Genomic DNA, 25,536 nt, shown 5'->3' on the forward strand with positions numbered 1-25,536 from the left:
CTGGGGGAAAACTCCCCTAATTCGGGCGTTCTGGGCGCACACTCAAGCTGGCTACAATCCGCGGCGCCCGAAAAAGCGATTCAGCTGATCCCGATTGCAATCTAGCCCGGCAGAGACCTCTTCAACTGCCGGAGCGAGGAGAGAAACGTGAGCAAGATCCAGGCCCCACATCCGACACCGACGTCAGCCACCAAGCCTGACGGCGATGCCAAGCCAAGCAGCAAAACCAGCAAGGCGGCATCCAAGTCCAAGACCGATGCAGGGGTTCAGCCAGCGGTCGCTTTGCTGGATGCCGCCCCCCCACCGACCGGAAACAGCCGCTTCGCTGACCGATTCGCCCCCCCGAAGCCGCCCACCCGACAGATGAATACGCCCGTGATCGAAAGCCCCCAGAACTCCAACAACAAGGCCGCCAAGGCCGACCCCAAGCTGGCCAATGCCTGGAAGACCAAGACCGGCGCCGAGCTCAGCGATGCCGAAGTGCTGGCCATGCCCGACACCGAGTACATGGGCGCCAAGCAGATTGAGTTCTTCCGCGCCAAGCTGACCGAACTGAAGAACGGTGTGCTGTCCAATGCCGGCGAGACCACCGAGCACCTGCGCGAAGACACCTCCATCGTGCCCGACCCGGCCGACCGCGCCACCATCGAGGAAGAGCATGCCTTGGAGCTGCGCACCCGCGACCGCGAGCGCAAGCTGCTGAAGAAGATCATGCAATCGCTGTCGCGCCTGGACAGCGGCGAGTACGGCTACTGCGACGAAACCGGCGAGCCGATCGGCCTGGGCCGACTGATCGCCCGTCCGACCGCCTCGCTGTCGCTGGAAGCCCAGCAACGTCGCGAAATGAAGCAGAAGATGTTCGGTGACTGATGAGCGGCACCAGCGGGGCCGGCTGCCTGCCGCCCTGCACACGCAGCGCTCTCACGACGCTGCCGCCCTCTCCACACCACCCTCCATCCAGCCAAGGTCCAGCGCGCATGACAGAACCGAAAGACGGCGAGAGCTTCTTCCGCAAGGTCGCGCGCTTTGTGGCCAACCCGACCACGGACTGGGCCGAGATCAACTCGCGCCAGGATGACCCGGAAGGCGACCAGGCCAAGGCCGAGCTGCGCGCCATGGTCGAGCGCAAGCGCCGCAATGACTTTGTGCGCAAGCGCGAGCTCGACATGCTGCGCCGCATCCGCCGCGAAGGCCTGACCCCCGAGCAGCTGGCCGCCCTGGGCTCATCGAATTCCAAGCTGGAAGAAGTCGAGCGCGCCAGCGCCAGCGGCAACAGCGAGGTCAATTCCAAGATCGATCTGGGCGTCAAGGCCAAGATCGACGAGATCGAACAACAAATGGCCGGCGAAAGCTTCGCGCCGACCCAGGTACAGAGCACGCACCCGCCCGGCTTCTTCGAAACCAGCACCCGGCCGGTGCATTTCTCGCCGACCACCATCACGGCCGAGCCCGGCGCCAGCCGGATCAGCCGCGTCAGCGAATTCGCCAGCGCCGCCGAGAAAGAGCGCATGGACAGCAAGGCCGGCCCGGCCGCCTTGGTCATGGGCGCCGGTATGGCGCCGCTGTCCGATGCCAAGCCGAGCCGCCTGCCCAGCCTCGGCGCCCTGCCGGCCGCACCGTTCCCGCCGGCCAAATCCACGTCCGCCAAGGCGGCCCGGCAAGCCGCACCGGCCGCCGCCGAGCGCGCCAAGCCAGCGCCAGCCCCCGCTCCAGCTGCACGACCTCCAGCCACCGCCCTGCCCGTGCTGGATCAAGCCCTGAGCTTCCTGGCAGCAGAGAAAGCACCGGTTGAAGTCCATGAGCTGATCCATGACCCGGAGCTGGACGAGGCCGTGATCGCCTTTGCCAATGCCGACTACGAAAGCTGCGAGCGCGCCCTGGTCGAGCTGACCCGCTCGGGGGGCCGCCGTCATGGTGACGGCGAAACCTGGCTGGTGCTGTTTGACCACTACCGCGCCACTGGCCAGCAAGCCAAGTTCGAGGCCCTGGCCCTGACCTATGCCCAGCAGTTCGGCCGCTCGGCACCCCAGTGGTTCTCCCTGCCCAAGCTGGTGGCCGAAGCGGCCGCCAAGCAGGTCCGCGCGCCCATGGCCAAGTCCAGCAACATCAGCTGGGCGGCGCCCGAGGCCTTGACCGAAGAGGCCGTGGCCCTGCTGCAGAAGCGCTGCCAGAACATGCCCATGCCCTGGGTGCTCGATTGGTCGGCGGCGCGTCAGGTTGACCCGGTGGCCTGTGTACAGCTGCGCGATCTGTTCCGCAGCTGGGCCGGCCAGCAAGTCGATATGCGCTGGTTGGCCGGTGAGGCCTTCTTGCAGGCACTCAAAGAGTTGACCCCGATTGGCGTGCGCGAAGTCGACCCCCAACTCTGGATGCTGCGCCTGGAGGCGTTGCGCCTGGTCAACCGACCGGACCAGTTCGACGAAGCCGCCATCGACTACTGCGTCACCTATGAAGTCTCGCCACCATCCTGGGAGCGCACGCGCTGCCGGGTCAGTGTCAGCGGCACCAGCCTGTCCACCACCGGGCCGACCACCAGCACGGCCACGCAGGAAGGCATCTCGACCTCCTTCATGGAGTCCCAGATCACCGAGCAGGCCGGCCTGGAGGCCAGCGTGCAGCTGGAACTCAGCGGCCAGCTCAGCGGCGACATCTCCGAGCTGCTGCGCAAACTGAGCGGCGAACTCGGCGCGGCCACCGTCATCAATGTCAGCTGCCCACGCCTGATCCGCCTCGACTTCATGGCCGCCGGCGACCTGCTGAACTGGGTGCTCAGCCGCCGCAGCGAGAACCGCAGCGTCAGCTTCAGCGAACCGCACCGCCTGGTGGCCATGTTCTTTGCCGCCATGGGTATCAACGAGCACGCCAAGATCAAGGTCCGCACCGTTTAGAGCGGCGATCCAAGCCCTTCTGGCGGCGTTGGCCTGGCTTGCCGTACTGCGCGTACTGTCTGCGCTAGGCCGCCTAGCCAAAACCGCTGCGCTGGGCTTTGCTCGCAGCTCTTGGCGAGCGGCACCGACAGCCACGATTGAAACCTGCGGGTCGCATGCTTGAAAGCTGCGACCCGCAGCCCCATCTGGAGCCGCTATGGACTCTTCATACTCCCTGGGCCACAGCGCCCCGCCGTCCTTCCACGGCACCACCATCGTCAGCGTACGCCGGCCTTTGCCCGACGGCCGCATGCAGGTCGCCATTGGCGGCGACGGCCAGGTCACCTTGGGCACCATCGTCGTCAAGGCCAGCGCACGCAAGGTGCGCAAGCTGCACCGCGACCAGGTGCTGGCCGGTTTCGCCGGTGCCACCGCCGATGCCTTCACCCTGTTCGAACGCTTCGAGGCCAAGCTGGAAAAGCACCAAGGCCATCTGGTGCGGGCCGCCGTCGAGCTGACGCGCGACTGGCGCACCGACCGTGTGCTGCGCCGCCTGGAGGCCATGCTGGCCGTGGCCGACCGCACGGCCTCGCTGATCATCACCGGCAACGGCGATGTGCTCGAACCCGAGCTGGGCATCGTCGCCATCGGCTCGGGTGGCGCCTACGCTCAGGCTGCCGCGCGCGCCCTGCTGCAGCACAGCACGCTCACAGCCGCCGAGATCGTCAAGCAGTCGCTGGAAATCGCCGGCGAGATCTGCATCTACACCAACGGCAACCACACCATCGAGGTGCTCGAATGAGCTCCATGACCCCCCAAGAAATCGTCTCCGAACTCGACCAGCACATCGTCGGCCAGAACGCCGCCAAGCGGGCCGTGGCCATCGCCATGCGCAACCGCTGGCGCCGCCAGCAGGTGGACGAGAAGCTGCGCGGCGAGATCACGCCCAAGAACATCCTGATGATCGGCCCCACCGGCGTCGGCAAGACCGAGATCGCCCGCCGCCTGGCCCGCCTGGCCGGCGCGCCCTTCATCAAGGTCGAGGCGACCAAGTTCACCGAAGTCGGCTATGTCGGCAAGAACGTAGACAGCATCATCCGCGACTTGATAGAGACCGCCGTCAAGCAGGAGCGCGAGGTGCAGATGCGCCGCCAGCGCCTGCGCGCCGAGGACGCCGCCGAGGACCGGGTGCTGGACATCCTGGTGCCCCCCGCCCGCCTGGAAGCCGAAAGCAGCAGCCCCGCCCCCGACAGCACAGCCCGCCAGATCATGCGCAAGCGCCTGCGTGAAGGCAGCATGAACGACAAGGAAATCGAGCTCGACCTGCTGGAGGCGAAACCGACCATGGAGATCCTGGGCGGCCAGGGCATGGAGGAGATGGCCGAGCAGATCAAAGGCATGTTTTCGCAAATGGGCGCGGGCAAGAAGAAGACCCGCAAGCTCAAGATCGGCGAGGCGCTCAAGCTGCTGGTCGAGGAAGAGGCGGCCAAGCTGCTCAACGAAGACGAGATCAAGACCGCCGCCCTGCAGAGCGCGCAGGAGATGGGCATCGTCTTCATCGACGAAATTGACAAGGTATGCTCGCGTTCGGACACCGGCACCGCTGAAGTTTCGCGTCAGGGCGTGCAGCGCGATCTGCTGCCCCTGGTCGAGGGCACGACGGTCAACACCAAGTACGGCATGGTCAAGACCGACCACATGCTCTTCATCGCCTCGGGCGCCTTCCATCTGGCCAAGCCCAGCGACTTGATCCCCGAACTGCAAGGTCGCTTCCCGATCCGGGTCGAGCTGGGCTCGCTGTCGGTCGATGATTTCGAAGCCATCCTCAGCAGCACCCACGCCAGCCTGATCAAGCAATACCAGGCCCTGCTGGCGACCGAAGGCGTGACACTGGAGATCACGGCCGAAGGCATTCGCCGCCTCGCCGAGATCGCCTATGACGTCAACGAGCGCACCGAGAACATCGGCGCCCGCCGCCTGGCGACCGTGATGGAACGCCTGCTCGACGAGATCAGCTTCGATGCACCCAAGCTCGGCGGCCAGACGGTGCAGCTGGGTGCGGCCGAGGTCGATGCCAAGCTCGGCGAGTTGTCGCGCAACGAAGATCTGTCGCGCTTCATTCTCTAAGCCCAGGCCGGGCCGCTCGGCCCGGCAGCTTGTCTTACATCAATTCGCAGGCTCAGCGCGGCGCTTAAGCTGCGGCTCATGCCACACCGCCTTCCCACCCGAAGCTGGGGCCTGAGCCGGCCCAGCGCCCTCAATGCCGGCGCCGTGCGCGCCGAGAAGTTCTGGCGCTGGCCGGTGCTGGTGGCCTTGATGTGCACGATTCCGGCCTTCTACATCGAGCTGCTGGAATCGCTGCCCACACCGCTGGCCGTGGCCATCTACCTGGTGGCCGCCGCCCTGGTGACCACCTCGCTCTGGCGGGTGGCACGGCAATGCAGCCATCCGCGCCAATACCTGCGAGGCAATCTGCTCGATCTCTGTCTGGTCGTGCTGCTGCCGGTGGCGGCCTTGATACCGCCCAGCAATGAATCTCAGGCCGCCTTGGCCATCCGACTGGTGATTGCCATGCTGACCTTGCTGCGCATGGTCTGGGCGGTCAAGAGCTGGGTGACGCGTGGCGGCCTGGGCTATCTGCTCTTGCTGTCCCTGCTGGTGCTGGGCATGTGCGGCGTCGGCTTCTGGGCTTTGGAGCCGCGTGCCAGCACCCTGGGCGACGGCCTCTGGCTGGCCTTCACCACCGCGGCCACCGTGGGCTTCGGTGACATCGTGCCGACCACGGCCGCGTCCAAGATCTTCTCGGTCTTCGTCGTGCTGCTCGGTTATGCCGTGCTGTCTCTGGTCACGGCGGCGATTGCGGCCATGTGGGTGGAGACCTCGGAGCGGCGCATGGAGGAAGACATCCTGCGCGACCTGCACGCGCAGCTGCGCAGCGTGCACCAAGAGCTGGCCGAGCTCAAAGACGAGCTTCGCCAGCGACGCGAGCCAGGCTGACTACAGCGCCAGCCGATGCGACTGCAGCGCCAGCATGCCGTCGAAGATCAGCGAGTCGACCAGCTCGTGCTCGATGTCCAGGGTCGGTGATACCTTCCAGCCGGCACCGCCGGTCATCAGGGTCAAGGGCATGGCGCCCTCGCGCTTCTGCAGGTGGCGATGCATGCGTTCGATGGCGCCGGTGATGGCGTAAGTGCCGCCGCTGGTCAGCGCGTCCGAGGTGTTGGTCGGGAACTCGCGCACCTCGCCGGTGGGCACGCGCAGGCCGGCCGTGCCGCCTTCCAGCGCGCGCAGCATGATGCCGTGGCCGGGCATGATCAGCCCGCCCAGAAAACGCCCGCTGGCGTCGAGCGCATCGACCGTCACCGCCGTGCCAATCATCACCACCAAGGCCGCGCGCGCCGGCCGCTCGGCCGTGACCCGCGCCAGCACATGGGCGCGGGCGCCGATCAAGGCCACGAAGCGATCGGTACCGAGGCGGCCCGGATGGTCATAGCCATTGGTGACGCCGCCCGCCTGCGCGCTGCTGACCACCCAGCGCGGCTCGATGTCCCAGAGCTCCAGCTGTTCCTCGACACGGCGGCGCACCGCATCGCCGGCCACATTGCAGCCCAGCACGCTGTGCGGCGCCGGCAAGGCGCGCCAGTCGCTGTCGGCCAGCTGGTCGATGTTCTCCAGGAACACGGCCCCATGCGCCAAGAGCACCGCGCCCGGCTGGGGCGAGGCGTAAAGCGCCCATTTCAGGCGCGTGTTGCCGATATCGATGGCAAGAAAGCTCATGGCAAGAAGGGCGACCGCAGACGCAACAGTGGCATTGCGCGCAGCCTACCAGCAGTTTCGGGCTGCTCGCGCGTGCAGACCCTCGGCCGCACAGGAAGCTTCAGGCCTGGCGCAAGCTCCGCTGCAGTTCCACCAGCGGTTCCCCCAGCGGTTTCCCCAAGGAATCCGGCTGCAAATCCAGCGGCAAACCCGAGGCCCCAGCATGGGCCTGCAAGACGACGGTGCCGATGACGATGATGGCCGGGCTGGCCAGGCCCTGCTCGCGCACGGTGGTGGCGAGACTCTCCAGGGTGCAGACGGCTTGGCGCTGCTGCGGCGTGTGGGCCGCGGCAATGACGGCCGCCGGCGTGGCGCCGGCCATGCCTCCGGCGCACAAGGCGGCCACCGTGTCCTCGATGCGGCTCAAACCCATATAGATGACCAAGCTCAGCCCGCTGCGCGCGAGCGCGGCCCAGTCGGGGCCGGCCGGGCCCGCGTCCTGGCCGAGCTCCGGCCGGCTGTGGCCGGTGACAAAAGCCACGCCGGGCGCATGGCGCCGGTCGGTGACCGGAATGCCAATGCTGGCCGGGGCGGCAATGCCCGCGGTGATGCCCGGCAGCACCTCAACAGAAAGGCCCGCGGCGCGCAGCGCATCGACCTCCTCGGCACCGCGGCCGAAGACAAAGGGGTCGCCGCCCTTGAGGCGCAACACGCGCCGTCCGGCGCGCGCCTCGCGGATCATCAGCTCATGGATGAAGCTCTGCTCGGTCGAGACGCAGCCGCCGCGCTTGCCGACCCGCAAGACCCGCGCCGCCGGGTGGGCCAGGGCCAGCACGCGGGCATCGACCAGGTCGTCGCAGAGGATGAGCTCGGCCGCTTGCAGGCGCTTCAAGGCCTGCAGGGTCAGCAGCTCCGGGTCACCGGGGCCGGCTCCGACCAGGCTGACCGGATGCAAGCAAGCAGATGAGTTCTTCATGGCTGAGACTCCAGGCAAGGGGCTGAAGGGGCTGAAGGGGCTGAAGAAACAAGAGTAGGCGCCGTGCTGCGCTCCAGCCGGCGCAGCGCCGGCAGGCAGGAGCCGCACTGCGTGCCGCAGGCCAGGGCCTGCTGCAGCGCGGCCAGGCGCTCGGCCGGACTGCCAGCGCAGCTCGCCAGTTGCGCGCGGATACGCGCCTCGCTGACATCGAGGCAGTTGCAGACCTGGGGGCTGGGCGCAGCAGCCGGAGGTCCAGCGTCCGAGAGATCAACTTCGGCCGGCTCCAGCAGACGTCGGCCATAGGGTGCAGCCAGGGCCGCACTGCGCCACAGTGCTTGCACCCAAGCGCCCTCACCGACCGAGCCCACCGTCAGGACGGCGCGCAGCCGGGCCTGATGACCGCCCTCGTCCAGCAGCGCCAGGCGGCTGCGACCACGCTGGCCGTCCACATAACGGAGCAGGCGCGCGCCACGCAGGCCGAGCAGATCGCCAATCCGCCGCAAAAGCTCCGGCGCCACCGGCGCGGCGCTGGCCGCCTCCAAGCTCCAGCCCTGCAAGCCCTCCTCAGGCGGCAGCCCGGCCGGCGCCGCCACCGGCAGGCAGTGCGCATAGTCGAACTCGGACAGCAGCGCCGACAAGGCCCGACCCACAGTGGCCACCGCATCGCCCGACACCCAGACCGCGGCACTGAGCCGCCAGGGCAGGTTCAGCTTGTGAACGGCCACGGCGGCGAATTTAAGCTCGGGCTGGCGGGAGTCCGGGCAAAAATCCGGCTGACTCAGTGCATTGACACCCAGCAGCGGCCGGCCCTGGCTGTCCAGCCCGGACACATAGTCCTGGCCCCAGTGCATGGGCAGATCGGCCAGGGTGGGCCGCACGCGGGCATCGCCCTGCACCGCCAAAACCATCTCGCCGCGGCGCGAGCTCAAGCGGACCAGATCACCATCGGCCAGGCCGCGGCGCGGCATGTCCTGCGGATTCAGCCGCAGCAGCGGCCGGGGTTCATGGCCAAACAGACGCGGCACCTGGCCGCTGCGGCTCATGCCATGCCAGTGCTCACGCAGGCGGCCGGTGTTCAGGCCCAAGGGGTATTTGGCATCGATCTTGTCGCGCGGCGCCTGCCAGGGCCGGGCGATGAAGCGCGCCCGGCCGTCGGGCGTGGCAAAACGCCCGTCCTGGTACAGCCGGGCCTGGCCGCGCAGGGCGCCGGCCGGAAACGGCCATTGCTGCGGGCCCTGGGCGTCCAGCAAGGCATAGCTGAGGCCACCGATGTCGAGGTCACGGCCCAAGGTAGCGGCGCGGTGCTCCAGCCACAGCTGCTCACTGCGCTCAAACTCGAACAAGCCCGGCCGGCCCGGACGCAGCAGCGGCTCCAGATGCTGGGCCAGATCGCGCACGATCTGCCAGTCCGGCCGCGCCTCGCCGGGCGGCGCGATGGCGGCGCGCACCCGGCTGATGCGGCGCTCGCTGTTGCTGACCGTGCCTTCTTTCTCGCCCCAGCCGGCAGCGGGCAGCAAGACATCGGCATAGGGCGCGGTGGCGGTGTCGGCAAAGCAGTCCTGCAGGATGACCAGCTCGCAGGCCTCCAGTGCGCGCCGCACCAGGGCCTGATCGGGCATGGACTGGGCCGGGTTGGTGCAGGCGATCCAGAGCGCCTTGATCTCGCCCCGCGCAGCGGCCTCGAACAGCTCGACCGCACTCTTGCCCGGCCGCTCCGGCAGCGCGTCCACGCCCCAGAGCGCGGCGATCTCGGCGCGGTGTGCGGCGTCGGCCGGGTCGCGGTGGCCGGGCAGCAGCGTCGCCATGCCGCCGGCTTCGCGCCCGCCCATGGCATTGGGCTGGCCGGTCAGCGAAAAAGGCCCGGTCCCGGGCCGGCCGATCTGGGCCGTGGCCAGGTGCAGATTGATCAGGGCGCTGTTTTTGTCGCTGCCGCTGCTGCTCTGGTTCAGGCCTTGGCAGTAAAGCGACAGGCTGGCCGGGCTGAGCGCGAACCAGCGCGCGGCCGTCAACAGGTCGGCCTCCTGGATGCCGCACAAGCGCGCGGCCTCGCGCGGCGTGTAGCCGCGCGCCAGCTCCTTCAAGGCGGCAAAGCCTTCGGTGTGGGCGGCGATGAAGTCCTCGGCAATCCAGCCTTCCCAGATGCAGGCGTTCAGCAGACCCAGGCAGAGCGCGACATCGCTGCCCGGCAGGATCTGCAGATGCAGATCGGCGAACTCGGCGCTTTCGGTGCGACGCGGGTCGACGACGATGATCTTCATCTCGGGCCGGGCGGCGCGCGCGGCCTCCAGGCGACGGAAGAGGATGGGGTGAGCCCAGGCCGGATTGGCGCCGCTGATCAGCACGCAGCCGGCCTGCTCGATGTCCTCATAGCAGCAAGGCGGGGCGTCAGCGCCCAGGTTCTGCTTGTAGCCGACCACGGCCGAACTCATGCACAGGCGCGAGTTGCTGTCGATGTTGTTGGTGCCGACCAGGCCGCGCGCCAGCTTGTTGAAGGCGTGGTAGTCCTCCGTCAGCAATTGGCCCGAGATGTAGAAGCCGATCGCATCCGGCCCATGGCTGCGGTGGATCTCGGCCAGGCGCTCGGCCAGGCGCGGCAGGGTCTGATCCCAGCGCTGCGCCTGCGCCGGCGCGCCGCGCTCGGGCCGCCAGGCCGGCTGCAAGAGCCGGCGGCTGCGCTGGATCAGCGGCGTGGCCGTCAGATGCAGGGTGGCGCCCTTGCTGCACAAACGGCCGGCATTGGCCGGATGCTCGGGGTCACCGCGCACGCCGCGGATCTCACCGGCCACGCTTTCGATGATGAGGCCGCAACCGACGCCGCAGTAGGGGCAAGTGGAACGGGTGTCCTTGGCCTCGTTCATGGTTTCAAGCACCGCAAGGCCCGGCCTGCAGCGGCGCGAACTCCAGGCCCAGGCTGTCCAGCTCGCTGCGGCGCAGCCAGACCTCGCCCTCGCGCAACTGCACGCTGAAGCGGGCCGAACAGCCCTGATCGGGCGCCAGGGCCTGGCCGCTGTCCAGGGCAATGGTCCAGTTGTGCAAGGGGCAGGCGACCGCATGGCCGAAGACCAGGCCTTGGCTCAGCGGCCCGCCCTTGTGCGGGCAACGGTCGAGCAGAGCAAACACGCGCTCGTCCGCGGTCCTGAACAAAGCCACGGCCGGCCCTTGCGGGCGCTGCAGCTGGCGCGCGCCGAGCACTGGAATTTCCTTGATGTGGCAGACCCGCGTCCAGTCCGCCGCTTGAGTGACCATCGTTGTCATTGAGGTCTCCATGGTCTTCATGCCAGCAACTCGAACTGGCGCCGGTCGACCCGCGCCTGATCCAGCTCCACCCAGGGGTCGGGCTCGCCGTCGAGCGCGAATTGCAGCTCGGCCCAGAGGGCGCGCCGGCCCTCGGCGTCGTCGAGGATGCGCTGCTTGACGTGGGCCATACCCACGCGCGCCAGGTAGTGCACGGTGCGCTCCAGATACCAGCCCTCCTTGCGGTAGAGCTGCATGAAGGCGCCGGTGTACTCCAGCACCTCCTCGGCCGTCTTGAGCTTGGTGAAGAACTGCGCCACCTCGGTCTTGATGCCGCCATTGCCGCCGATGTACATCTCCCAGCCGCTGTCCACGCCGATGATGCCCACGTCCTTGATGCCGGACTCCGCGCAGTTGCGCGGGCAGCCCGAGACGGCGAACTTGACCTTGTGCGGCGCGTACATGCGCCACATGGCCCGCTCCAGGGTCTTGCCCATGGCCGTGCTGTCCTGCGTGCCGACACGGCACCAATCGGAACCAACGCAGGTCTTCACGGTGCGCAAGGCCTTGGCATAGGCGTGGCCCGAGGGCATGCCGATGTCCTTCCAGACCGCCGGCAGGTCCTCCTTGCGCACGCCCAGCAGATCGATGCGCTGGCCACCGGTGACCTTGACCGTGCGGATCTTGTATTTGTCGACCGCGTCGGCGATGCGGCGCAGCTCGTCGGCCGAGGTCTCGCCGCCCCACATGCGCGGGATCACGCTGTAGCTGCCGTCCTTCTGGATGTTGGCATGGGCGCGCTCGTTGATCAGGCGCGACTGCGGGTCGTCCTGCGCCTCCTTGGGCCAGCTGGAAATCAGGTAGTAATTCAAGGCCGGCCGGCAGCTGACGCAGCCATTGGGGCTGCGCCAGGACAGCGCCGCGTAGAGCTCATCCAGCCGGGTCAGATGCCGCTCGACGATGGCGTCACGAACCTCCTGGTGGCTCAGCTCGGTGCAGCCGCACATCGCTTTTTTGCCGGGCGCGGCCGAATAGTCCCCGCCGGCCGTGGCCATCAGCAGTTGCTCGACCAGGCCGGTGCAGGAGCCACAGGAGGCGCTGGCCTTGGTGTGCTTGCGCACATCCTCGATCGTGAACAGGCCCTTGTCCTTGATGGCCTTGCAGATCGCGCCCTTGCTGACCCCATTGCAGCCGCAGACCTCGTCGCTGTCGGCCATGGCTGCGGCTCGGTTGTGCCCCTGGTGGCCAACATCGCCAATGTTCGATTCGCCGAACATCAGGCGGTCGCGGATGTCGCTGATCTTGCGGCCCTCGCGCAGCAGCTTGAAGTACCAGCTGCCGTCCACCGTGTCGCCGTAGAGGCAGGCGCCGACCAGGCGGTCCGCCTGGATCACCAGCTTCTTGTAGACGCCGGCGAACGGGTCGCTCATGACGATTTCTTCGGTGCCTTCGCCGCCGCTGAAGTTGCCGGCCGAGAACAGGTCAATGCCGGTGACCTTGAGCTTGGTGCTGGTCTGAGAACCGAGGTAGCGACCCAGCCCCAGCTGCGCCAGGTGGTTGGCACAGACCTTGGCCTGCTCGAACAGCGGTGCCACCAGGCCATAGGCGATGCCGCGGTGCGCCGCGCATTCGCCGACGGCATAGATGCGCGGATCGGTGCGGGTCTGCAGGCTGTCGCTGACGACGATGCCGCGCTCGCACAGCAGGCCGGCCGACTCGGCCAGGGCGGTGTTGGGGCGGATGCCGGCCGCCATGACGACCAGGTCGGCCGGGATCTCGCGGCCGTCCTTAAACTGCACGGCCAGCACGCGGGGCCGGGCTGGGCTTGTTTCACCCTGCGCAGTGCTCGCGGCCGGGCGCTCGGCGATCAGCGCCTGGGTCTGCGCACCGAGCAGAAAGCGCAGGCCGCGCGCCTGCAGGGACTGGCGCAAGAGATCGCCGGCGGTCTCGTCGAGCTGGCGCTCCATCAGGCTCTCGCCGAGATGGACCACGGTCACTTGCATGCCGCGCAGCATCAGCCCGTTGGCCGCCTCCAGGCCCAGCAAGCCGCCGCCGATGACGACCGCATGCTGGTAGCGTGCCGCGGCCGCAATCATGGCCTCGGTGTCGGCGATGTCGCGGTAGGCCAGCACGCCATCCAGGTCCTTGCCCGGAATCGGGGGCACGAAGGGCACGGAGCCGGTGGCGATCAGCAGACGGTCATAGGGCGCCTCGCTGCCGTCGCTGGCCGTGACCACGCGCCGCAGGCGGTCGATCGCGGTGACCGTCTTGCCCAGATGCAGGGTGATGCCGTTCTCGACATACCAGTCCAGCGGGTTGAGGATGATCTCGTCCAGCGTCTGCTCGCCGGCCAGCACCGGGCTGAGGAGGATGCGGTTGTAGTTGGGGTGGGGCTCGGCGCCAAAGACGGTGATGTCATAGAGATCGGGCTCCAGCTTGAGCAGTTCTTCCAGCGTGCGCACGCCGGCCATGCCATTGCCGATCAGCACCAATCGCAGCTTCCTGGCCGCGGGCTTGAGCCCGGCGTTCGGGGTCGGGGCGTTCATGCGGCACGCTCCACAGGGGCATGGCGGGTGTAGAGGAAATCGATCACCGCCTTGCGCGCACGCGCATACGCGGGCTGCTCGGCCAGGGCCACACGCTCGCGCGGTCGTGGCAGGTTCACGTCCAGGATCTCGCCGATGGTGGCGGCCGGGCCGTTGCTCATCATGACGATGCGGTCCGACAGCAGCACGGCCTCGTCGACATCGTGGGTCACCATCACCACCGTGCTCTGGGTGCGGGCCACGATCTTGAGCAGCTCGTCCTGCAAATGGGTGCGGGTCAGCGCATCGAGCGCGCCGAAGGGCTCGTCCATCAACAAGACCTTGGGTTCCATGGCCAGCGCGCGGGCGATGCCGATGCGCTGCTTCATGCCGCCCGAGATCTCCTGCGGCCGCTTCTGCGCCGCGTGGGCCATGCCGACCAACTCCAGAGCCGCCTGGCTGCGTTCCTGCAGGCGCGCGCGCGACTCGCTCTTGCCGAACACCGCATGCACGCCCAGCAGCACATTGTCGAAACAGCTGAGCCAGGGCAGCAGCGAATGGTTCTGGAACACCACGGCGCGTTCGGGGCCGGGCTCACGGATCTCGCGGTTGTCGCACAACAGCACACCGGCGCTGGGCTGCAGCAGGCCAGCAATCAGATTGAGCAGGGTCGACTTGCCGCAACCCGAATGGCCGATCAAGGTGAGGAACTCGCCGCGCCGAACCTGCAGATGGATGTTCTGCAGGGCGTGGAAGCTGCCCTTGCGGCTGTGGAACACCATCTCGGCGCCCTGCACCTCGATGAAGGGCCGCGTACTGTGGGGCTCGGGCGAGGCCAGCTCGGGCCGTGCAATGTATGTGTTCATGGTGAGACTCACTCCTCGAAACTGAAGCGGCGGGCCACAGCCATCAGCGCCCATTCCAGGGCCAGGCCGACGATGCCAATGACAAAGATGGCGACGATGATGTGTTTGACATTGAGGTTGTTCCACTCGTCCCAGACCCAGAAGCCAATGCCGACGCCGCCGGTCAGCATCTCGGCCGCGACGATGACCAACCAGGCCGTGCCCACCGACAGGCGCACGCCGGTCAACACATGGGGCAGCACGGCCGGGAACAGGATCTGCGTGAACACCCGCCACTCGGACAGCTTGAGCACCCGGGCCACGTTCAGATAGTCCTCCGGCACCCGCTGCACGCCGGCGGCGGTGTTGACCACCATGGGCCAGATCGAGCAGATGAAGATGGTCCAGATCGCGGCCGGGTTGGCGCTCTGGAAGACCAGCAGGCCGATCGGCAACCAGGCCAGAGGCGAGACCGGCTTGAGCAGGCTGATCAGCGGCGCCACCATGCGCTGGGCAAACTGGAAGCGCCCGATCACAAAGCCCAGCGGTATGCCCACCGCTGCGGCCAAACCAAAGCCCAGCGCCACCCGCTGCAGCGAGAACAAGATGTTCCAGCCTATGCCCTGGTCATTGGGGCCGCGGCTGTAGAAGGGGTCGGCGAAGAGTTTGACGGCGGCCTCGAAGGTGGCCAGCGGCGTTGGGAAGGGCCCGCCCGCCTTCTGCGTGGCCAGAGCCCAGAAACCCAGCAGCAGGGCCAGGCCCAGCAGAGGCGGCAGCAGCCGCAGGGCCAGTTCGCGGCCGTCGAAGCCGGGGCGCGGTGCGGCCTTGGCCGGCGCCGAAGCAGCCGTCGGGGCCGCCGGGGCCGCGTGCGCGGGGGCGGCCGGCGGGGCGTCGGCGAGCAGCTCGCCGGGTGAATGAAAGACAGCGCTGACCATGGCATGGTCCTCCGGGTTGATCGCAGAAAAGAAAGGGATCAGGGATCAGATCAAGGCTCAGGCCTTGATCTTGAAACCGTCGGCATAACGAGCCGGGTCCCGGCCATCCCAGACCACACCGTCGATCAGCTTGGCGCTGCGCAGCACATCCTTGGGCGTGTTGATCTTCAAGGCCCCGGCCGCCTCGCGGTAGAGCGCGACCTGGTTGATCTGGCGGGCGACGCCCAGATAGTCCGGGTGCTCCTTGATCAGGCCCCAGCGCTTGTGCTGGGTCAGGAACCACATGCCGTCGCTGAGGTAGGGGAAGTTGACCGCCCCATCGCGGAAGAACTTCATGTGGTTGGGGTCGTCCCAGGTCTTGCCCAGGCCGTTCTGGTAGCGGCCAAGGATGCGCTGGTTGATCGCGTCCACGCCGGTGTTGACATAGGACTTCTCGGCAATGGTCTCGGCCATCTTCAGCTTGTTGCTGAGGCTGGCATCGATCCAGCGGCTGGCTTCCAGCACGGCCATGATGACGGCACGCGCCGTGTTCGGGTACTTGCGGGCAAAGTCGCCGCTGCAGGCCAGCACCTTCTCCGGATGGTCGGTCCAGATTTCCTGCGTGGTCGCGGCCGTGATGCCGATGCCGTCCATGATGGCGCGGTGGTTCCAGGGTTCGCCGACACAGAAGCCGTCCATGGCCGAGGCGCGCATATTGGCCACCATCTGCGGCGGCGGCACGGTGATGACCTTGGCCTCCTTCAGCGGATGGATGCCGTGCGCCGCCATCCAGTAATACAGCCACATGGCGTGGGTGCCGGTCGGGAAGGTCTGAGCAAAGGTGCGTGCGTCATCAGGGCCGCGCTTCTCGGCCGCCATCAGCTTGGACAGCGAGGCGCCATCGACCGCGCCCTTGTCGGCGAGCTTGCGCGACAAAGTGATGGCCTGGCCGTTCTGGTTCAGCGTCATCAGCACGGCCATGTCTTTCTTCGGGCCCGCCACGCCCAGGTGAACGCCGTAGACCAGGCCGTAGAGCGCATGCGCCATGTCCAACTCGCCATTGACCAGCTTGTCGCGCACGCCGGCCCAGGAGGCTTCCTTGCTGGCGACGATGCGCACGCCGTACTTCTTGTCAAAACCCAGCACCGAGGCCATCACCACCGAGGCGCAATCGGTCAGCGGAATGAAGCCGATGCGCACCTCCTCTTTCTCGGGCTTGTCGGAGCCGGCGGCCCAGGCCTGGATGCTCAGGCCGCTGCCCGCCGTACTGACGGCCGCGGCCGCGCCGCTGACCAGCAGCTTGCGTCTGTCTTCACTCATCAAACCGACTCCTGTTGCGGTGGCGCTTTGGGCTGCGTCGCCGGGGTGTTGCTGCGCCTGCGTCTTCTCAAGCAAGTGAAGGGCCGCTCCCGAATTTGCTTGCCCCCCTCGGGGGGCCTGACGCGCAGCGGCAGGTCTGGGGGCGCTCTGTGGCTGCTGGCGGGGTTTGCCGAATCGCATGGTCTGGCTCCGTCACTGAATGAACATGTAGAAAGAAAAAAGGAAACGAAAAAAGGCGTCGCGATCCGCCGCAAGCCCGACCCCGATGAAGGGAGCGGTTTGCGGACATGGATCGGACGCCTTTGTCCGGGACCTGCAGGCGGTGCAGCCTGCGGTTCCTACGTTCGTGAATACAAAATTCGTACGTGTCGCGGGCCTGCGCCGTTGCAGGCCCGCAGTCCGTATCTAGCAGAACTCGTGCCAGCAGCCTTTGCCCGGAGGGAGCGGCGCCATGTGCACGATTCGAAGGCAGAGCGCGGCCTCTTCACGCCACATTGGTGCGAGCGCGCCCCAAAGGGTGGCCACCAGCTCAGCCCGGCCGCAGCAGCGATTGCGCGTCGATGATGCGCTCGGCCACCTCGGCCAAGGCCTGGCCGCGGTCCATGGCCAGGCGGCGCAGGCGCTTGTAGGCAGCGTCCTCGTCCAGGCCCAGCTCGCTCATCAGAATGCCCTTGGCCCGCTCGATACCCTTGCGCGCGCTGAGTTGGGCCTGAGCCCGGCTCAGCTCCTGGCGCAGGGCCAGGTCTTGCTCGAAGCGGGCGATCGCCACTTGCAGCACCGATGCCAGGCGCTCCGGCTGCAGGCCGGCCACCACATAGGCACTGACCCCGGCCTTCAAGGCCCGGTGCATGGGTGCGCTGCTGGCGTCCTCCGAGAACATCACCACCGGGTGCGGCAGCTGGGCCGAGAGTGTGGCCAGGTTTTCCAGGGTGTCGCGGGTCGGCGATTCGCTGTCGACGATGACGACATCGGGCTTGAGCCGCAGCACGCAGTCGTGGATCAGGGTGGCCTGTTCGATCACGCCGACCACCTCGCAGCCGCGCCGCACCAGTTCCTCGCGGATCAGTTGCACGCGGTGGGCGCCGTCATCAATGAGGAGCACGCGCAAACCCAGCTCGGGCAGGGGGGCGCCGGGTTCATCCGTCGGCAGTGACGGCAAGGGTGCGGAGGAATCGATGGACATGGCAGCGGCTTGGATGAACGAGCGCTTGCAAGCATCGTGCCCATGGACGGCGCTCTGCAGTTCATCCCGCGGATTCGCCGCCTGCTCGCATGCCGCTGGCAGCGGCAGGTACGGGCCACCACACTGCGCCCAACCCTCTTCGTCATGCCATCGCCGGCGCCGCCGCCGCTCCAAGGAAGACCATGCTGCAAATCCGGGCCCTGAGCCACACCTACCCCAACGGCACCGTCGCACTCGACGATGTGAACCTCGACATCCCCACCGGCATGTTCGGCCTGCTCGGTCCCAACGGCGCCGGCAAGTCCTCGCTGATGCGCTGCATCGCCACGCTGCAAACACCGAGCGCCGGCAGCATCCGCTTCGATGACATCGATGTCATCCAGCAGCCCGAGCGCCTGCGCGCCACCCTGGGCTACTTGCCGCAGGACTTCGGCGTCTACCCGCGCGTGTCGGCGCTGGAGCTGCTGGACCACCTGGCCGTGCTCAAGGGCATGAGCGACAAGGCCGAGCGGCGCGAAACGGTCGAGACCCTGCTGGCCCAGGTCAACCTCTGGGGCGTGCGCAAGAAGGCCGTGGCCGGCTTTTCGGGCGGCATGCGCCAGCGCTTCGGCGTGGCCCAGGCCTTGATTGGCCAGCCCCGCCTGATCATCGTCGACGAACCCACGGCCGGCCTGGACCCCGAGGAACGCAACCGCTTCAACAATCTGCTGGCCGCCATCGGCGAACAGGTGGTGGTGATCCTGTCCACCCACATCGTCGAGGATGTGGCCGACCTGTGCCCACGCATGGCCATCCTGTCCGGCGGCCGCATCGTCCTGAGCGGCGCGCCGCAGGAGCTGATGCGCAGCCTGGCCGGTCGGGTCTGGCGCCGCCGCGTCAGCGCGGCCGAGCTGCCGCGCATGCAGATGGAGCACCAGCTGATCTCGCACCGCCTGCGCGGCGGAGACACCGTCATCCATGTGCTGGCCGATGCCGCGCCCGAGGCGGGCTTCGAGCCGGTCAGCGCCGATCTGGAGGACCTGTACTTCGCCACCTTGACGGCTTCGCGCCAGCGCGCCAGCGCCTGAGGACGGCCATCATGATAATGATGAAACACATCGCCGCCTTCGAGGCGCGCTACCAGCTGCGCTCGCCCCTGTTCGTGCTGAGCTTCGTGATCTTCTTCCTGCTCAGCTTCGGCGCCATCACCTCGCCCGACATCCAGATCGGTGGCCCCAAGGGCAGCACCCATCTGAATGCGCCGCACTCCATCTTGATGACCGTGGCCGTCATGCATCTGATGGCGCTGTTCGTGGTCTGCGCCTTCGTCGCCAATGTGGTGATCCGCGATGAGGAGTTCGGCTTCGCCGCCCTGCTGCGCGCCACTCGGGTCAGCAAGTTCGACTACCTGGTCGGCCGCTTCCTCGGCGCCATGGGCGTGGCCTTTCTGGTCACCCTGGCCGTTCCGCTGGCGATTGCCATCGGCTCGCTGATGCCCTGGCTCGACGCGGAACAGCTCGGCCCCTTCGTGCTGCAGCACTACCTCTATGCCCAGCTGGTGATCGGCCTGCCCAGCTTGCTGCTGGCGGGCACGGCGCTGTTCGCCTTGGCGACGCTGACGCGCTCGATGATGTGGAGCTATGTCGGCGCGGTCGCCCTGCTGGTGCTCTACGGCGCCTCGCGTGCCTTGCTGCGCGACCCCAGCCTCGATGCGGCGGCCTCGCTCAGCGACCCTTTTGCCCTGAGCACCCTGGGCCGGGTCACCAAGTACTGGACCACCGCCGACCGCAACAGCCTGCTGCCTCCACTCGAAGGCCTGCTGCTGCAGAACCGCCTGATCTGGCTGGGCGTGTCGGCGCTGCTGTTCGGCCTGGCCTATCGCGGCTTCAGCTTCGAGCCGCGCGCCGCACGGCTCAAGCCTGCAAGCCAGACGCAGGCCGAGGCTGCCGCGCCAGCCGCCAAGCCGCTCGCGGCGCCGCGCCACGGTGCGGCCGCCAGCCGCGCCCAGTTCTGGGCCCTGGCGCGCTTTGACATGCGTTTCGTCTTCAAGAGCCCGGCCTTCTTCGTGCTGTTGGCCATGGGCGTGGCCAATGCCTTGGCGTCTCTGATGATGACCGTCACCGAGCGTGGCATCGACTACTTCCCGGTCACGCGCAGCGTGGTCGAGGCCCTGGCCGGCAGCTTCAACCTGATCCCCATGCTGGTGGCGATCTACTACGCCGGCGAGCTGGTCTGGCGCGACCGCGAGCGCCGCATGCACGAGATCATCGACGCCAGCGCGGCGCCGAACTGGGCCTTTCTGGCACCCAAGGTGCTGGCCATCACCGGCGTGCTGCTGGGCTGCTACCTGGTGGCCATGCTGACCGGCATGGGCTTCCAGCTGGCCCATGGCTACACCCATCTGCAAATCGACGCCTACCTGCTCTGGCTGGTGCTGCCGGGACTGGTCACCATGCTGCTGCTGGCCATTCTGGCGATCTTTGTCCAGGCCCTGGTGCCGCACAAGTTCGTCGGCTGGGCGGTGATGCTGGTCTTCATGGTCTCCAGCATGGTGATGTCCAGCCTGGGACTGGAGCACAAGCTCTACAACTATGCGGATACGGCGAACGTGCCTTTGTCCGATATGAACGCCATGGGCCGCTTCTGGATCGCCCGCGCCTGGCACCAGGCCTACTGGCTGGCCTTCGGCCTGATGCTGCTGGTGGCCAGCCACCTGATGTGGCGCCGTGGTGTAGAGACCCGGTTGCGCCCGCGTCTGGCCCAGCTGCGCCACCGCCTGGCCGGCCCGTCGGGCCTGCTGCTGGCCGCCGCCTGCCTGGCCTGGCTGGGCAGCGGCGCCTGGATCTTCTACAACAGCAATGTGCTGAACCGCTACGAAACCAAGGACGATGCCGAGCGCCTGGCCGCCGACTACGAGAAAGCGCTCTGGGCCTTTGCCTCGCGGCCCCAGCCGACCATCACCGATGTGAAGCTCAAGATCGAGCTTTTCCCCCGGGAAACCCGCGCCGACACCGAGGGGCGCTACGAGCTGGAGAACCGCAGCGGACAGGCGCTGGACCGCATCCATGTGCAATGGCCGCTAGCGCTGCAGATACGAACGCTGGAACTCGACGGTGCCGTGCTTGAAAAAGACTACCCGCAGTTTCACCACCGCATCTACAAGCTGAGCACGCCCATGCAGGCCGGAGAGCGGCGCCAGCTGCGCTTTGCCACGCGCCTGGAAGAACGCGGCTTCGTGAACCATGACCCGCTGACCCGCATCGTCGCCAACGGCAGCTTCCTCAACAACGCCAGCATCAGCCCGCAGCTGGGCGTGCCCCAAAGCCTGCTGCTGCAAGACCGCAGCAAGCGCCGCAAGCATGGCCTGGTGCCCGATATGCGACCGCCGCTGCTGGAAGACGACAGAGCCAATGCCCACAACTACCTGCGCCGCGACAGCGACTTCGTCAATGCCGAGATCAGCTTCAGCACCGACGCCGACCAGACGCCGGTGGCACCGGGCATGACGGTCAGCGACCAGAGCCACGACGGCCGCCGCACCTTGGTGACGCGCAGCGAGGTGCCTATTGCGCATTTCTTCTCCCTGCAATCGGCCCGTTATGCGCTCAAGGAGTCCAGCTGGACCGGGCCGGATGGCCGAGCCGTCCAGCTGCAGGTTTTCTATCACCCGGAGCATGTGGCCAATGTGCAGCGCATGCTGGACGGCATGAAGGCCTCGCTGGAGGTGTTCAGCCAGCAGTTCGGCCCCAACCCCTTCCGCCACGCCCGCATCATCGAGTTCCCGGCCTACGAGCGCTTTGCCCAGGCCTTTGCCGGCACGGTGCCCTTTTCGGAAGGCATCGGCTTCATCCAGAACTTCAAGAACGACGCCGATCACAAGATCGATCTGGGCAGCTTCGTCACCGCCCACGAGATGGCGCACCAGTGGTGGGGCCACCAGGTCAATGGCGCCGACAAGCAAGGCATGACCCTGCTGACCGAATCCTTCGCACAGTACTCGGCCATGCTGGTGATGGAGAAGCTCTACGGCAAAGAACAGATCCGCCAGTTTCTCAAGTTCGAGCTGGACCGCTATCTGCGCGAGCGCGGCAACGAGCTGATCGAGGAGTTGCCCCTGGCCCGGGTGGAGAACCAGGCCTACATCCACTATCGCAAGGGCGCGGTGGTCATGTATTCGCTCAAGGAGCTGGTCGGCGAAGCGCCCGTCAACCGGGCGATGCGCCGGCTGATCCAGGAATTCGGCTTCAAGGGCGCGCCCTATGCCGACAGCCGCGACTTCCTGCGCCTGCTGCGCGCCGAGGCCGGGCCCCAGCATGAAGCCTTGATCCAGGACCTGTTCGAACGCATCACCCTGTTCGACCTCAAGGCCAGCGAAGCGACGGCCACGAAGCGCAGTGATGGTCGCTATGAAGTCAGCTTCCGGGTCGACGCTCGCAAGGTCTACGCCGACGGCAAGGGCAAAGAGACCGAGGCTGTGCTCGACGAAGCCTTCGACATCGGCGCCTTCACCGAAGAGCCCGGCAAGCCCGAATTCCAGCGCAACTCGGTGCTGAAGATGGAACGCCAGCGGCTCAAGTCGGGCTCACAGCAGATCCACTTGCTGTTGGACCGCCTGCCCAGCTTCGTCGGCGTGGACCCGTACAACCTACGCATCGACCGCAACTCGGATGACAACCTGACGCCGGTGAAGCTGCGCTGAGCAGTGGGTTGCAATCGGCACGAAGCGGCCGTTGCGTCCGGCGGTGATCGGGCCGACTGGGCACTCCGCTCCGTTCATGTCCCCCGGCCCCAGCCTGCGGCTGGCACCTCCTCCTTGACTTCACTTCGCGAAGCACCCAGCCGTCCCAATCCAGCACGGCCTTGCCCCTTCGACGAAAACGCCGACCGGTTGAACTGACAAGGGGTGTCGGGTGAGTGGTGAAGCGAAGTAAAGGAGGAGGTCCGCGTGCAGCGCGGGCCGGGGGACATGAGCGGAAGCACTCGCCCGGCGACGCTTGGCACCCGCCCCAGCGTCAACCACTGCTATGCGCCGCGGAATCCGGCCTACCCGGCCGCAATCAAGGAGCCACGATATCCAGCAGCTCGACTTCAAACTGCAGGTCGCTGTTCGGCGGGATCACGCCGCCGCCAGCGCCGCGCTCACCGTAGGCCAGCGCCGAGGGGCAATGCAAGCGAGCCTTGCCGCCGACCTTCATCAGCTGCACGCCTTCGGTCCAGCACTTGATCACACGGCCCAGCGGGAACTCGGCCGGTGTGCCGCGCTTGATCGAGCTGTCGAACTCGCGGCCATCGAGAAAAGTGCCAACGTAATGCACGCGCACCTTGTCGGCTGCCGTCGGATGGGCGCCGGTGCCAGTGCGAAGCTCTTCATAACGCAGCCCCGAAGCGGTGAGCACCGGGGCCGGCGCCGCTGCGGGTGCCGGTGCCGATGCAGCAGCAGTGGCAGCCGCTGCCGCCGCGCCGGTGGCGGCGACGGCTGCGGCCTTCTTGCTGTCTGCGGCCTTTTTGACGACCTTCTTGACGGCCGGCTTGGCCGGCTCTTCGGCGGCCCGAGCAGGCTGCAGGGCCAAGCTCAGGCTCAAGGCCAGTGCGGTCGAAGAAGCCAGAAATTGGAACTTGGAGTTCATGGTCAGAGCGCTCTCGCTTGATAAGAAATGAGGTGCGACCATCATCGCAGTTTGCGCAGGCCTGCCGATCGCTCCAGCCTTCAAGCGCCGGCTCGCGGAACCGCCGGCACCAAGTAGGCGATGCGCCGGATCGGCGTCAGCCACAGGCCGAGAAGCACGATCAGCAGCAAGCAGACGCCCGCAGCCGTGAACAGATCGGCCACGGCCAAGACCCGCAGTGCAGCACCAGCCAAGGCCGCAGCCAAAGGCGCCACGCCCATGAAGATGAACATGAACACACTCATGGCCCGGCCCAGCATGGCCGGCGGCACGCGCTGCTGCATCCAACTGAACACCGCCACCTGCACCAGGCCGCCCAAGACGCCCAAGGGCAAGAGCAGCGCTGCCCCCTGCCAGCTGGCATGGATGTGGCCGAAGGGCATGAAGACCAGCGCGGCCACGGTGTCGATCAAGAGCACCGTGCCGCCCAGCGTGGACAGACGCCAGCTCGGCCGCAGGCCGGCAATGGCCATGCCGATCAGGCTGCCGACGCCATGCACGGTGAGCAGCAAGCCCAAGCCCGCGGCCCCCTCCGGCAGCTGGTTCTTGGCCAACACCGGCAGCGCCACCTGCAAGGGCCCAGCGACAAAGAATGAAACGGCCGCAAAGTAGAGGCAGAGGCTGCGCAACTCGACATCGCGCCAGCACCAGCGCAAGGCCTCGGCCACGGCTTGCAGCACCGACTGAGCATCAGCCAGGGGCGCCGTGCGCGGCAGCAAGCGCACGCGGCTGAGGGTCCAGCTGGACAGCACAAAGCTCAGGGCATCGAGCGCAAAGGCCCAGGCCAGGCCGCTGCGCCCAGGCGCCTCGCTGGTGTCGAGCCCCGAGGCCTGGCCCGCGATCAGCAGGCCCGCCGTGACCGGCCCCAGCAAGGCAGAGAGCTGGCGCAAGGCCATCAGCAGGCCATTGGCCGGCTGCAGCAGGGCCGGCGGCAGCGCCTGAGGCAGGATGGAGCTGCCGGCGGGATAGCTGAAGGCCGTGGCCAGGCCGATCAGCAGGCTGATCGCATAGACGGCCTGAAGACTGACCGTTCCCGAAGCCACCATGGCCGCCAGCGCGCCCAGCAGCAGGGCATTGGCCCATTTGCTCAGCTGCAGCACGGTTTGCGAGGAATAGCGGTCGACGATGGCACCGCCGACCAGGATGAAGACCGCGCGCGGCAGGCTGGCCAGCGCCAGCACGGTGCCCAGCACCAGCGGGTCGCTGCTGAGTTGCAGCACCAACCAGGGCAAGGCCAGCAAAGTGAACTGATCGCCGAGCATGGACAAAAATCCACCGCCCAGCAGCCAGCGGAAGTTGGCATTGGCGAACAGGGCGCGGGTCGGCCGCCGGCGCGGCCTTGAAGTCGCTCGCGGCACTCATGCCTGCGCCTCGCCGGTGGGTGCTGCCTCGCCGGATGCGGCCACGGCCTGACGCAAGTAGCCGATCAACTCAGGCGTCACGCCGGTGAGGCGCTGCAGGTCAGGCTCCTGCGCATACATGGTCGTGACCTTGCTGCGCAGCGCCGGGCTGTCACCCACGAACTGCTGGGTCAGGGCCATCCAGCGCTGCGCCAGGGTGCGCACACGCGGACTGCCAGACGGTGTGCCTCGCGCCATTTCCTGCTGCACGCTTCGAATCAGGGCCGGCCACTCGGCCTCGGCCGCGAGCACGCGCTCGGGCCCCATTTGCGCCTTCTGCTGCGCCAGCACCAGGCGGTCCTCAGCGCTGAAGTACTTGTCCTGCACGCGCATCATGGACATGGCGAACAACAGGTGTTCGATCAAGCTTGGTTCGGTATCCGCACCCGCGCCCTGCCCTTCCGCCTGACGGGCGACATGCTGCAGCGCATCGAGCAGCTGCTGTTGCTGCAGCATCTGCGCCTGCAAAGCCGCCACCTGGCGCGCCAGCACCTCGCGCAGCGCCGGGCTTTCACTGTCCAGCAAGGGCCCGATGTCCTTCAAGGCCATGCCGGTCTGGCGCCATGCCAACAGCCGGTGCAAGCGCAGCACATCGGCCTCGCTGTACAGACGGTAACCCGCCTCGCTGCGTGCCGAGGGGCGCAGCAGCCCCAGCTTTTCATAATGGTGCAAGGCGCGCACCGTCAGCCCGCTGCGCTGGGCCAGTTCGCCCACGCTGTAGTTCTTGTTCATACGCGATTCTCTGGTCTTCCGGTCTCAATGACGCTTGATGCCGCCCGCCAAGCTGCGAGCCCGACGGAATCTTGAAGCCTCACCCTGGGTCAGGGTCAAGCGGAATACCAGAGCTTTCGTTCTCTTCGCAGCGGCGCCC

Annotated in this window: 19 protein-coding genes; 7 read left to right on the forward strand and 12 right to left on the reverse strand. The window is 67.3% G+C overall.

Features of this window, described 5'->3' with window-relative positions; translation table 11 throughout:
* The first annotated feature begins 147 nt into the window (after positions 1 to 147).
* The 5 genes from dksA to ACQY39_RS23850 all read left to right on the forward strand — a co-directional run bounded on the left by dksA (position 148) and on the right by ACQY39_RS23850 (position 5,864).
* Positions 148 to 870 carry an RNA polymerase-binding protein DksA gene (gene dksA, locus ACQY39_RS23830; protein WP_428510544.1) on the forward strand — a complete coding sequence of 241 codons (723 nt, stop codon included), beginning with the start codon at positions 148 to 150 and terminating at the stop codon, positions 868 to 870.
* 107 nt (positions 871 to 977) lie between these two features.
* A complete protein-coding gene (locus ACQY39_RS23835) occupies positions 978 to 2,888 on the forward strand; it encodes a hypothetical protein (protein WP_428510546.1) in 1,911 nt (636 codons plus the stop codon).
* A 196-nt stretch (positions 2,889 to 3,084) separates the two neighbouring features.
* Complete coding sequence (gene hslV / locus ACQY39_RS23840; protein ID WP_428510548.1) at positions 3,085 to 3,669, forward strand: ATP-dependent protease subunit HslV; 585 nt, start codon at positions 3,085 to 3,087, stop codon at positions 3,667 to 3,669.
* Positions 3,666 to 4,994: an ATP-dependent protease ATPase subunit HslU gene (gene hslU / locus ACQY39_RS23845; protein WP_428510550.1), complete on the forward strand. Its 1,329-nt coding sequence runs from the start codon at positions 3,666 to 3,668 to the stop codon at positions 4,992 to 4,994. Before hslV ends, hslU begins: the two co-directional genes overlap by 4 nt.
* Before the next feature lie 78 nt (positions 4,995 to 5,072).
* Positions 5,073 to 5,864 carry a potassium channel family protein gene (locus ACQY39_RS23850; protein ID WP_428510552.1) on the forward strand — a complete coding sequence of 264 codons (792 nt, stop codon included), beginning with the start codon at positions 5,073 to 5,075 and terminating at the stop codon, positions 5,862 to 5,864.
* On the opposite strand, the gene ACQY39_RS23855 is transcribed toward ACQY39_RS23850, so the two are convergent.
* The 9 genes from ACQY39_RS23855 to ACQY39_RS23895 all read right to left on the reverse strand — a co-directional run bounded on the left by ACQY39_RS23855 (position 5,865) and on the right by ACQY39_RS23895 (position 17,620).
* Positions 5,865 to 6,644 carry a type III pantothenate kinase gene (locus ACQY39_RS23855; RefSeq protein ID WP_263565039.1) on the reverse strand — a complete coding sequence of 260 codons (780 nt, stop codon included), beginning with the start codon at positions 6,642 to 6,644 and terminating at the stop codon, positions 5,865 to 5,867.
* A gap of 100 nt (positions 6,645 to 6,744) precedes the next feature.
* The gene (gene cobA, locus ACQY39_RS23860) at positions 6,745 to 7,599 is read right to left on the reverse strand and encodes a uroporphyrinogen-III C-methyltransferase (protein ID WP_428510555.1); all 855 of its coding nucleotides are present in this window, start codon (positions 7,597 to 7,599) and stop codon (positions 6,745 to 6,747) included.
* Complete coding sequence (locus ACQY39_RS23865) at positions 7,596 to 10,457, reverse strand: molybdopterin-dependent oxidoreductase (RefSeq protein WP_428510557.1); 2,862 nt, start codon at positions 10,455 to 10,457, stop codon at positions 7,596 to 7,598. The genes cobA and ACQY39_RS23865 overlap by 4 nt, the downstream gene beginning before the upstream one ends.
* Before the next feature lie 4 nt (positions 10,458 to 10,461).
* Positions 10,462 to 10,854 (reverse strand): nitrite reductase small subunit NirD, encoded by a 393-nt coding sequence (nirD, locus tag ACQY39_RS23870; protein WP_428510559.1) that lies wholly within the window; start codon positions 10,852 to 10,854, stop codon positions 10,462 to 10,464.
* Positions 10,855 to 10,871: 17 nt separating this feature from the next.
* On the reverse strand, positions 10,872 to 13,379 hold the full coding sequence (nirB, locus tag ACQY39_RS23875; protein ID WP_428510561.1) for a nitrite reductase large subunit NirB: 2,508 nt from the start codon (positions 13,377 to 13,379) through the stop codon (positions 10,872 to 10,874).
* The gene (locus ACQY39_RS23880) at positions 13,376 to 14,224 is read right to left on the reverse strand and encodes an ABC transporter ATP-binding protein (protein ID WP_263519121.1); all 849 of its coding nucleotides are present in this window, start codon (positions 14,222 to 14,224) and stop codon (positions 13,376 to 13,378) included. The genes nirB and ACQY39_RS23880 overlap by 4 nt, the downstream gene beginning before the upstream one ends.
* Before the next feature lie 8 nt (positions 14,225 to 14,232).
* A complete protein-coding gene (gene ntrB, locus ACQY39_RS23885; RefSeq protein ID WP_428510563.1) occupies positions 14,233 to 15,138 on the reverse strand; it encodes a nitrate ABC transporter permease in 906 nt (301 codons plus the stop codon).
* Positions 15,139 to 15,195: 57 nt separating this feature from the next.
* A complete protein-coding gene (locus tag ACQY39_RS23890) occupies positions 15,196 to 16,437 on the reverse strand; it encodes a CmpA/NrtA family ABC transporter substrate-binding protein (RefSeq protein WP_428510565.1) in 1,242 nt (413 codons plus the stop codon).
* Between the two features lie 529 nt (positions 16,438 to 16,966).
* A complete protein-coding gene (locus ACQY39_RS23895) occupies positions 16,967 to 17,620 on the reverse strand; it encodes an ANTAR domain-containing response regulator (RefSeq protein ID WP_428510567.1) in 654 nt (217 codons plus the stop codon).
* A gap of 182 nt (positions 17,621 to 17,802) precedes the next feature.
* Here ACQY39_RS23895 and ACQY39_RS23900 point away from each other — a divergent pair, with 182 nt between their 5' ends.
* Entirely contained in the window at positions 17,803 to 18,687 is an 885-nt protein-coding gene (locus tag ACQY39_RS23900) for an ABC transporter ATP-binding protein (protein WP_428510569.1), read from the forward strand.
* Positions 18,688 to 18,698: 11 nt separating this feature from the next.
* Positions 18,699 to 22,298 (forward strand): ABC transporter permease/M1 family aminopeptidase, encoded by a 3,600-nt coding sequence (locus ACQY39_RS23905; protein WP_428510571.1) that lies wholly within the window; start codon positions 18,699 to 18,701, stop codon positions 22,296 to 22,298.
* A gap of 358 nt (positions 22,299 to 22,656) precedes the next feature.
* Here the strand turns inward: ACQY39_RS23905 and ACQY39_RS23910 are convergent, their stop codons facing one another.
* From ACQY39_RS23910 to ACQY39_RS23920, 3 genes are all read right to left on the reverse strand, one after another.
* On the reverse strand, positions 22,657 to 23,163 hold the full coding sequence (locus tag ACQY39_RS23910) for an FKBP-type peptidyl-prolyl cis-trans isomerase (RefSeq protein WP_428510939.1): 507 nt from the start codon (positions 23,161 to 23,163) through the stop codon (positions 22,657 to 22,659).
* A 143-nt stretch (positions 23,164 to 23,306) separates the two neighbouring features.
* On the reverse strand, positions 23,307 to 24,623 hold the full coding sequence (locus ACQY39_RS23915; RefSeq protein WP_428510573.1) for an MFS transporter: 1,317 nt from the start codon (positions 24,621 to 24,623) through the stop codon (positions 23,307 to 23,309).
* Positions 24,624 to 25,397 carry a MerR family transcriptional regulator gene (locus tag ACQY39_RS23920; protein WP_428510575.1) on the reverse strand — a complete coding sequence of 258 codons (774 nt, stop codon included), beginning with the start codon at positions 25,395 to 25,397 and terminating at the stop codon, positions 24,624 to 24,626.
* Positions 25,398 to 25,536 lie beyond the last annotated feature (139 nt).

The sequence above is a fragment of the Roseateles sp. genome (genome assembly GCF_965262435.1).
Lineage (GTDB): Bacteria > Pseudomonadota > Gammaproteobacteria > Burkholderiales > Burkholderiaceae_C > Paucibacter_A.

Excerpts from the sequence above, each read along its gene's own strand:
- ACQY39_RS23920 (WP_428510575.1), bottom strand. The coding sequence starts at position 25,397 with ATGAACAAGAACTACAGCGTGGGCGAACTGGCCCAGCGCAGCGGGCTG.
- hslV (WP_428510548.1), top strand. The coding sequence starts at position 3,085 with ATGGACTCTTCATACTCCCTGGGCCACAGCGCCCCGCCGTCCTTCCAC.
- hslU (WP_428510550.1), top strand. The coding sequence starts at position 3,666 with ATGAGCTCCATGACCCCCCAAGAAATCGTCTCCGAACTCGACCAGCAC.
- ACQY39_RS23835 (WP_428510546.1), top strand. The coding sequence starts at position 978 with ATGACAGAACCGAAAGACGGCGAGAGCTTCTTCCGCAAGGTCGCGCGC.
- cobA (WP_428510555.1), bottom strand. The coding sequence starts at position 7,599 with ATGAAGAACTCATCTGCTTGCTTGCATCCGGTCAGCCTGGTCGGAGCC.
- ACQY39_RS23895 (WP_428510567.1), bottom strand. The coding sequence starts at position 17,620 with ATGTCCATCGATTCCTCCGCACCCTTGCCGTCACTGCCGACGGATGAA.
- ACQY39_RS23865 (WP_428510557.1), bottom strand. The coding sequence starts at position 10,457 with ATGAACGAGGCCAAGGACACCCGTTCCACTTGCCCCTACTGCGGCGTC.
- ACQY39_RS23890 (WP_428510565.1), bottom strand. The coding sequence starts at position 16,437 with ATGAGTGAAGACAGACGCAAGCTGCTGGTCAGCGGCGCGGCCGCGGCC.
- nirB (WP_428510561.1), bottom strand. The coding sequence starts at position 13,379 with ATGAACGCCCCGACCCCGAACGCCGGGCTCAAGCCCGCGGCCAGGAAG.
- ACQY39_RS23905 (WP_428510571.1), top strand. The coding sequence starts at position 18,699 with ATGATAATGATGAAACACATCGCCGCCTTCGAGGCGCGCTACCAGCTG.
- ACQY39_RS23850 (WP_428510552.1), top strand. The coding sequence starts at position 5,073 with ATGCCACACCGCCTTCCCACCCGAAGCTGGGGCCTGAGCCGGCCCAGC.
- ntrB (WP_428510563.1), bottom strand. The coding sequence starts at position 15,138 with ATGGTCAGCGCTGTCTTTCATTCACCCGGCGAGCTGCTCGCCGACGCC.
- ACQY39_RS23880 (WP_263519121.1), bottom strand. The coding sequence starts at position 14,224 with ATGAACACATACATTGCACGGCCCGAGCTGGCCTCGCCCGAGCCCCAC.
- ACQY39_RS23855 (WP_263565039.1), bottom strand. The coding sequence starts at position 6,644 with ATGAGCTTTCTTGCCATCGATATCGGCAACACGCGCCTGAAATGGGCG.
- nirD (WP_428510559.1), bottom strand. The coding sequence starts at position 10,854 with ATGACAACGATGGTCACTCAAGCGGCGGACTGGACGCGGGTCTGCCAC.
- ACQY39_RS23900 (WP_428510569.1), top strand. The coding sequence starts at position 17,803 with ATGCTGCAAATCCGGGCCCTGAGCCACACCTACCCCAACGGCACCGTC.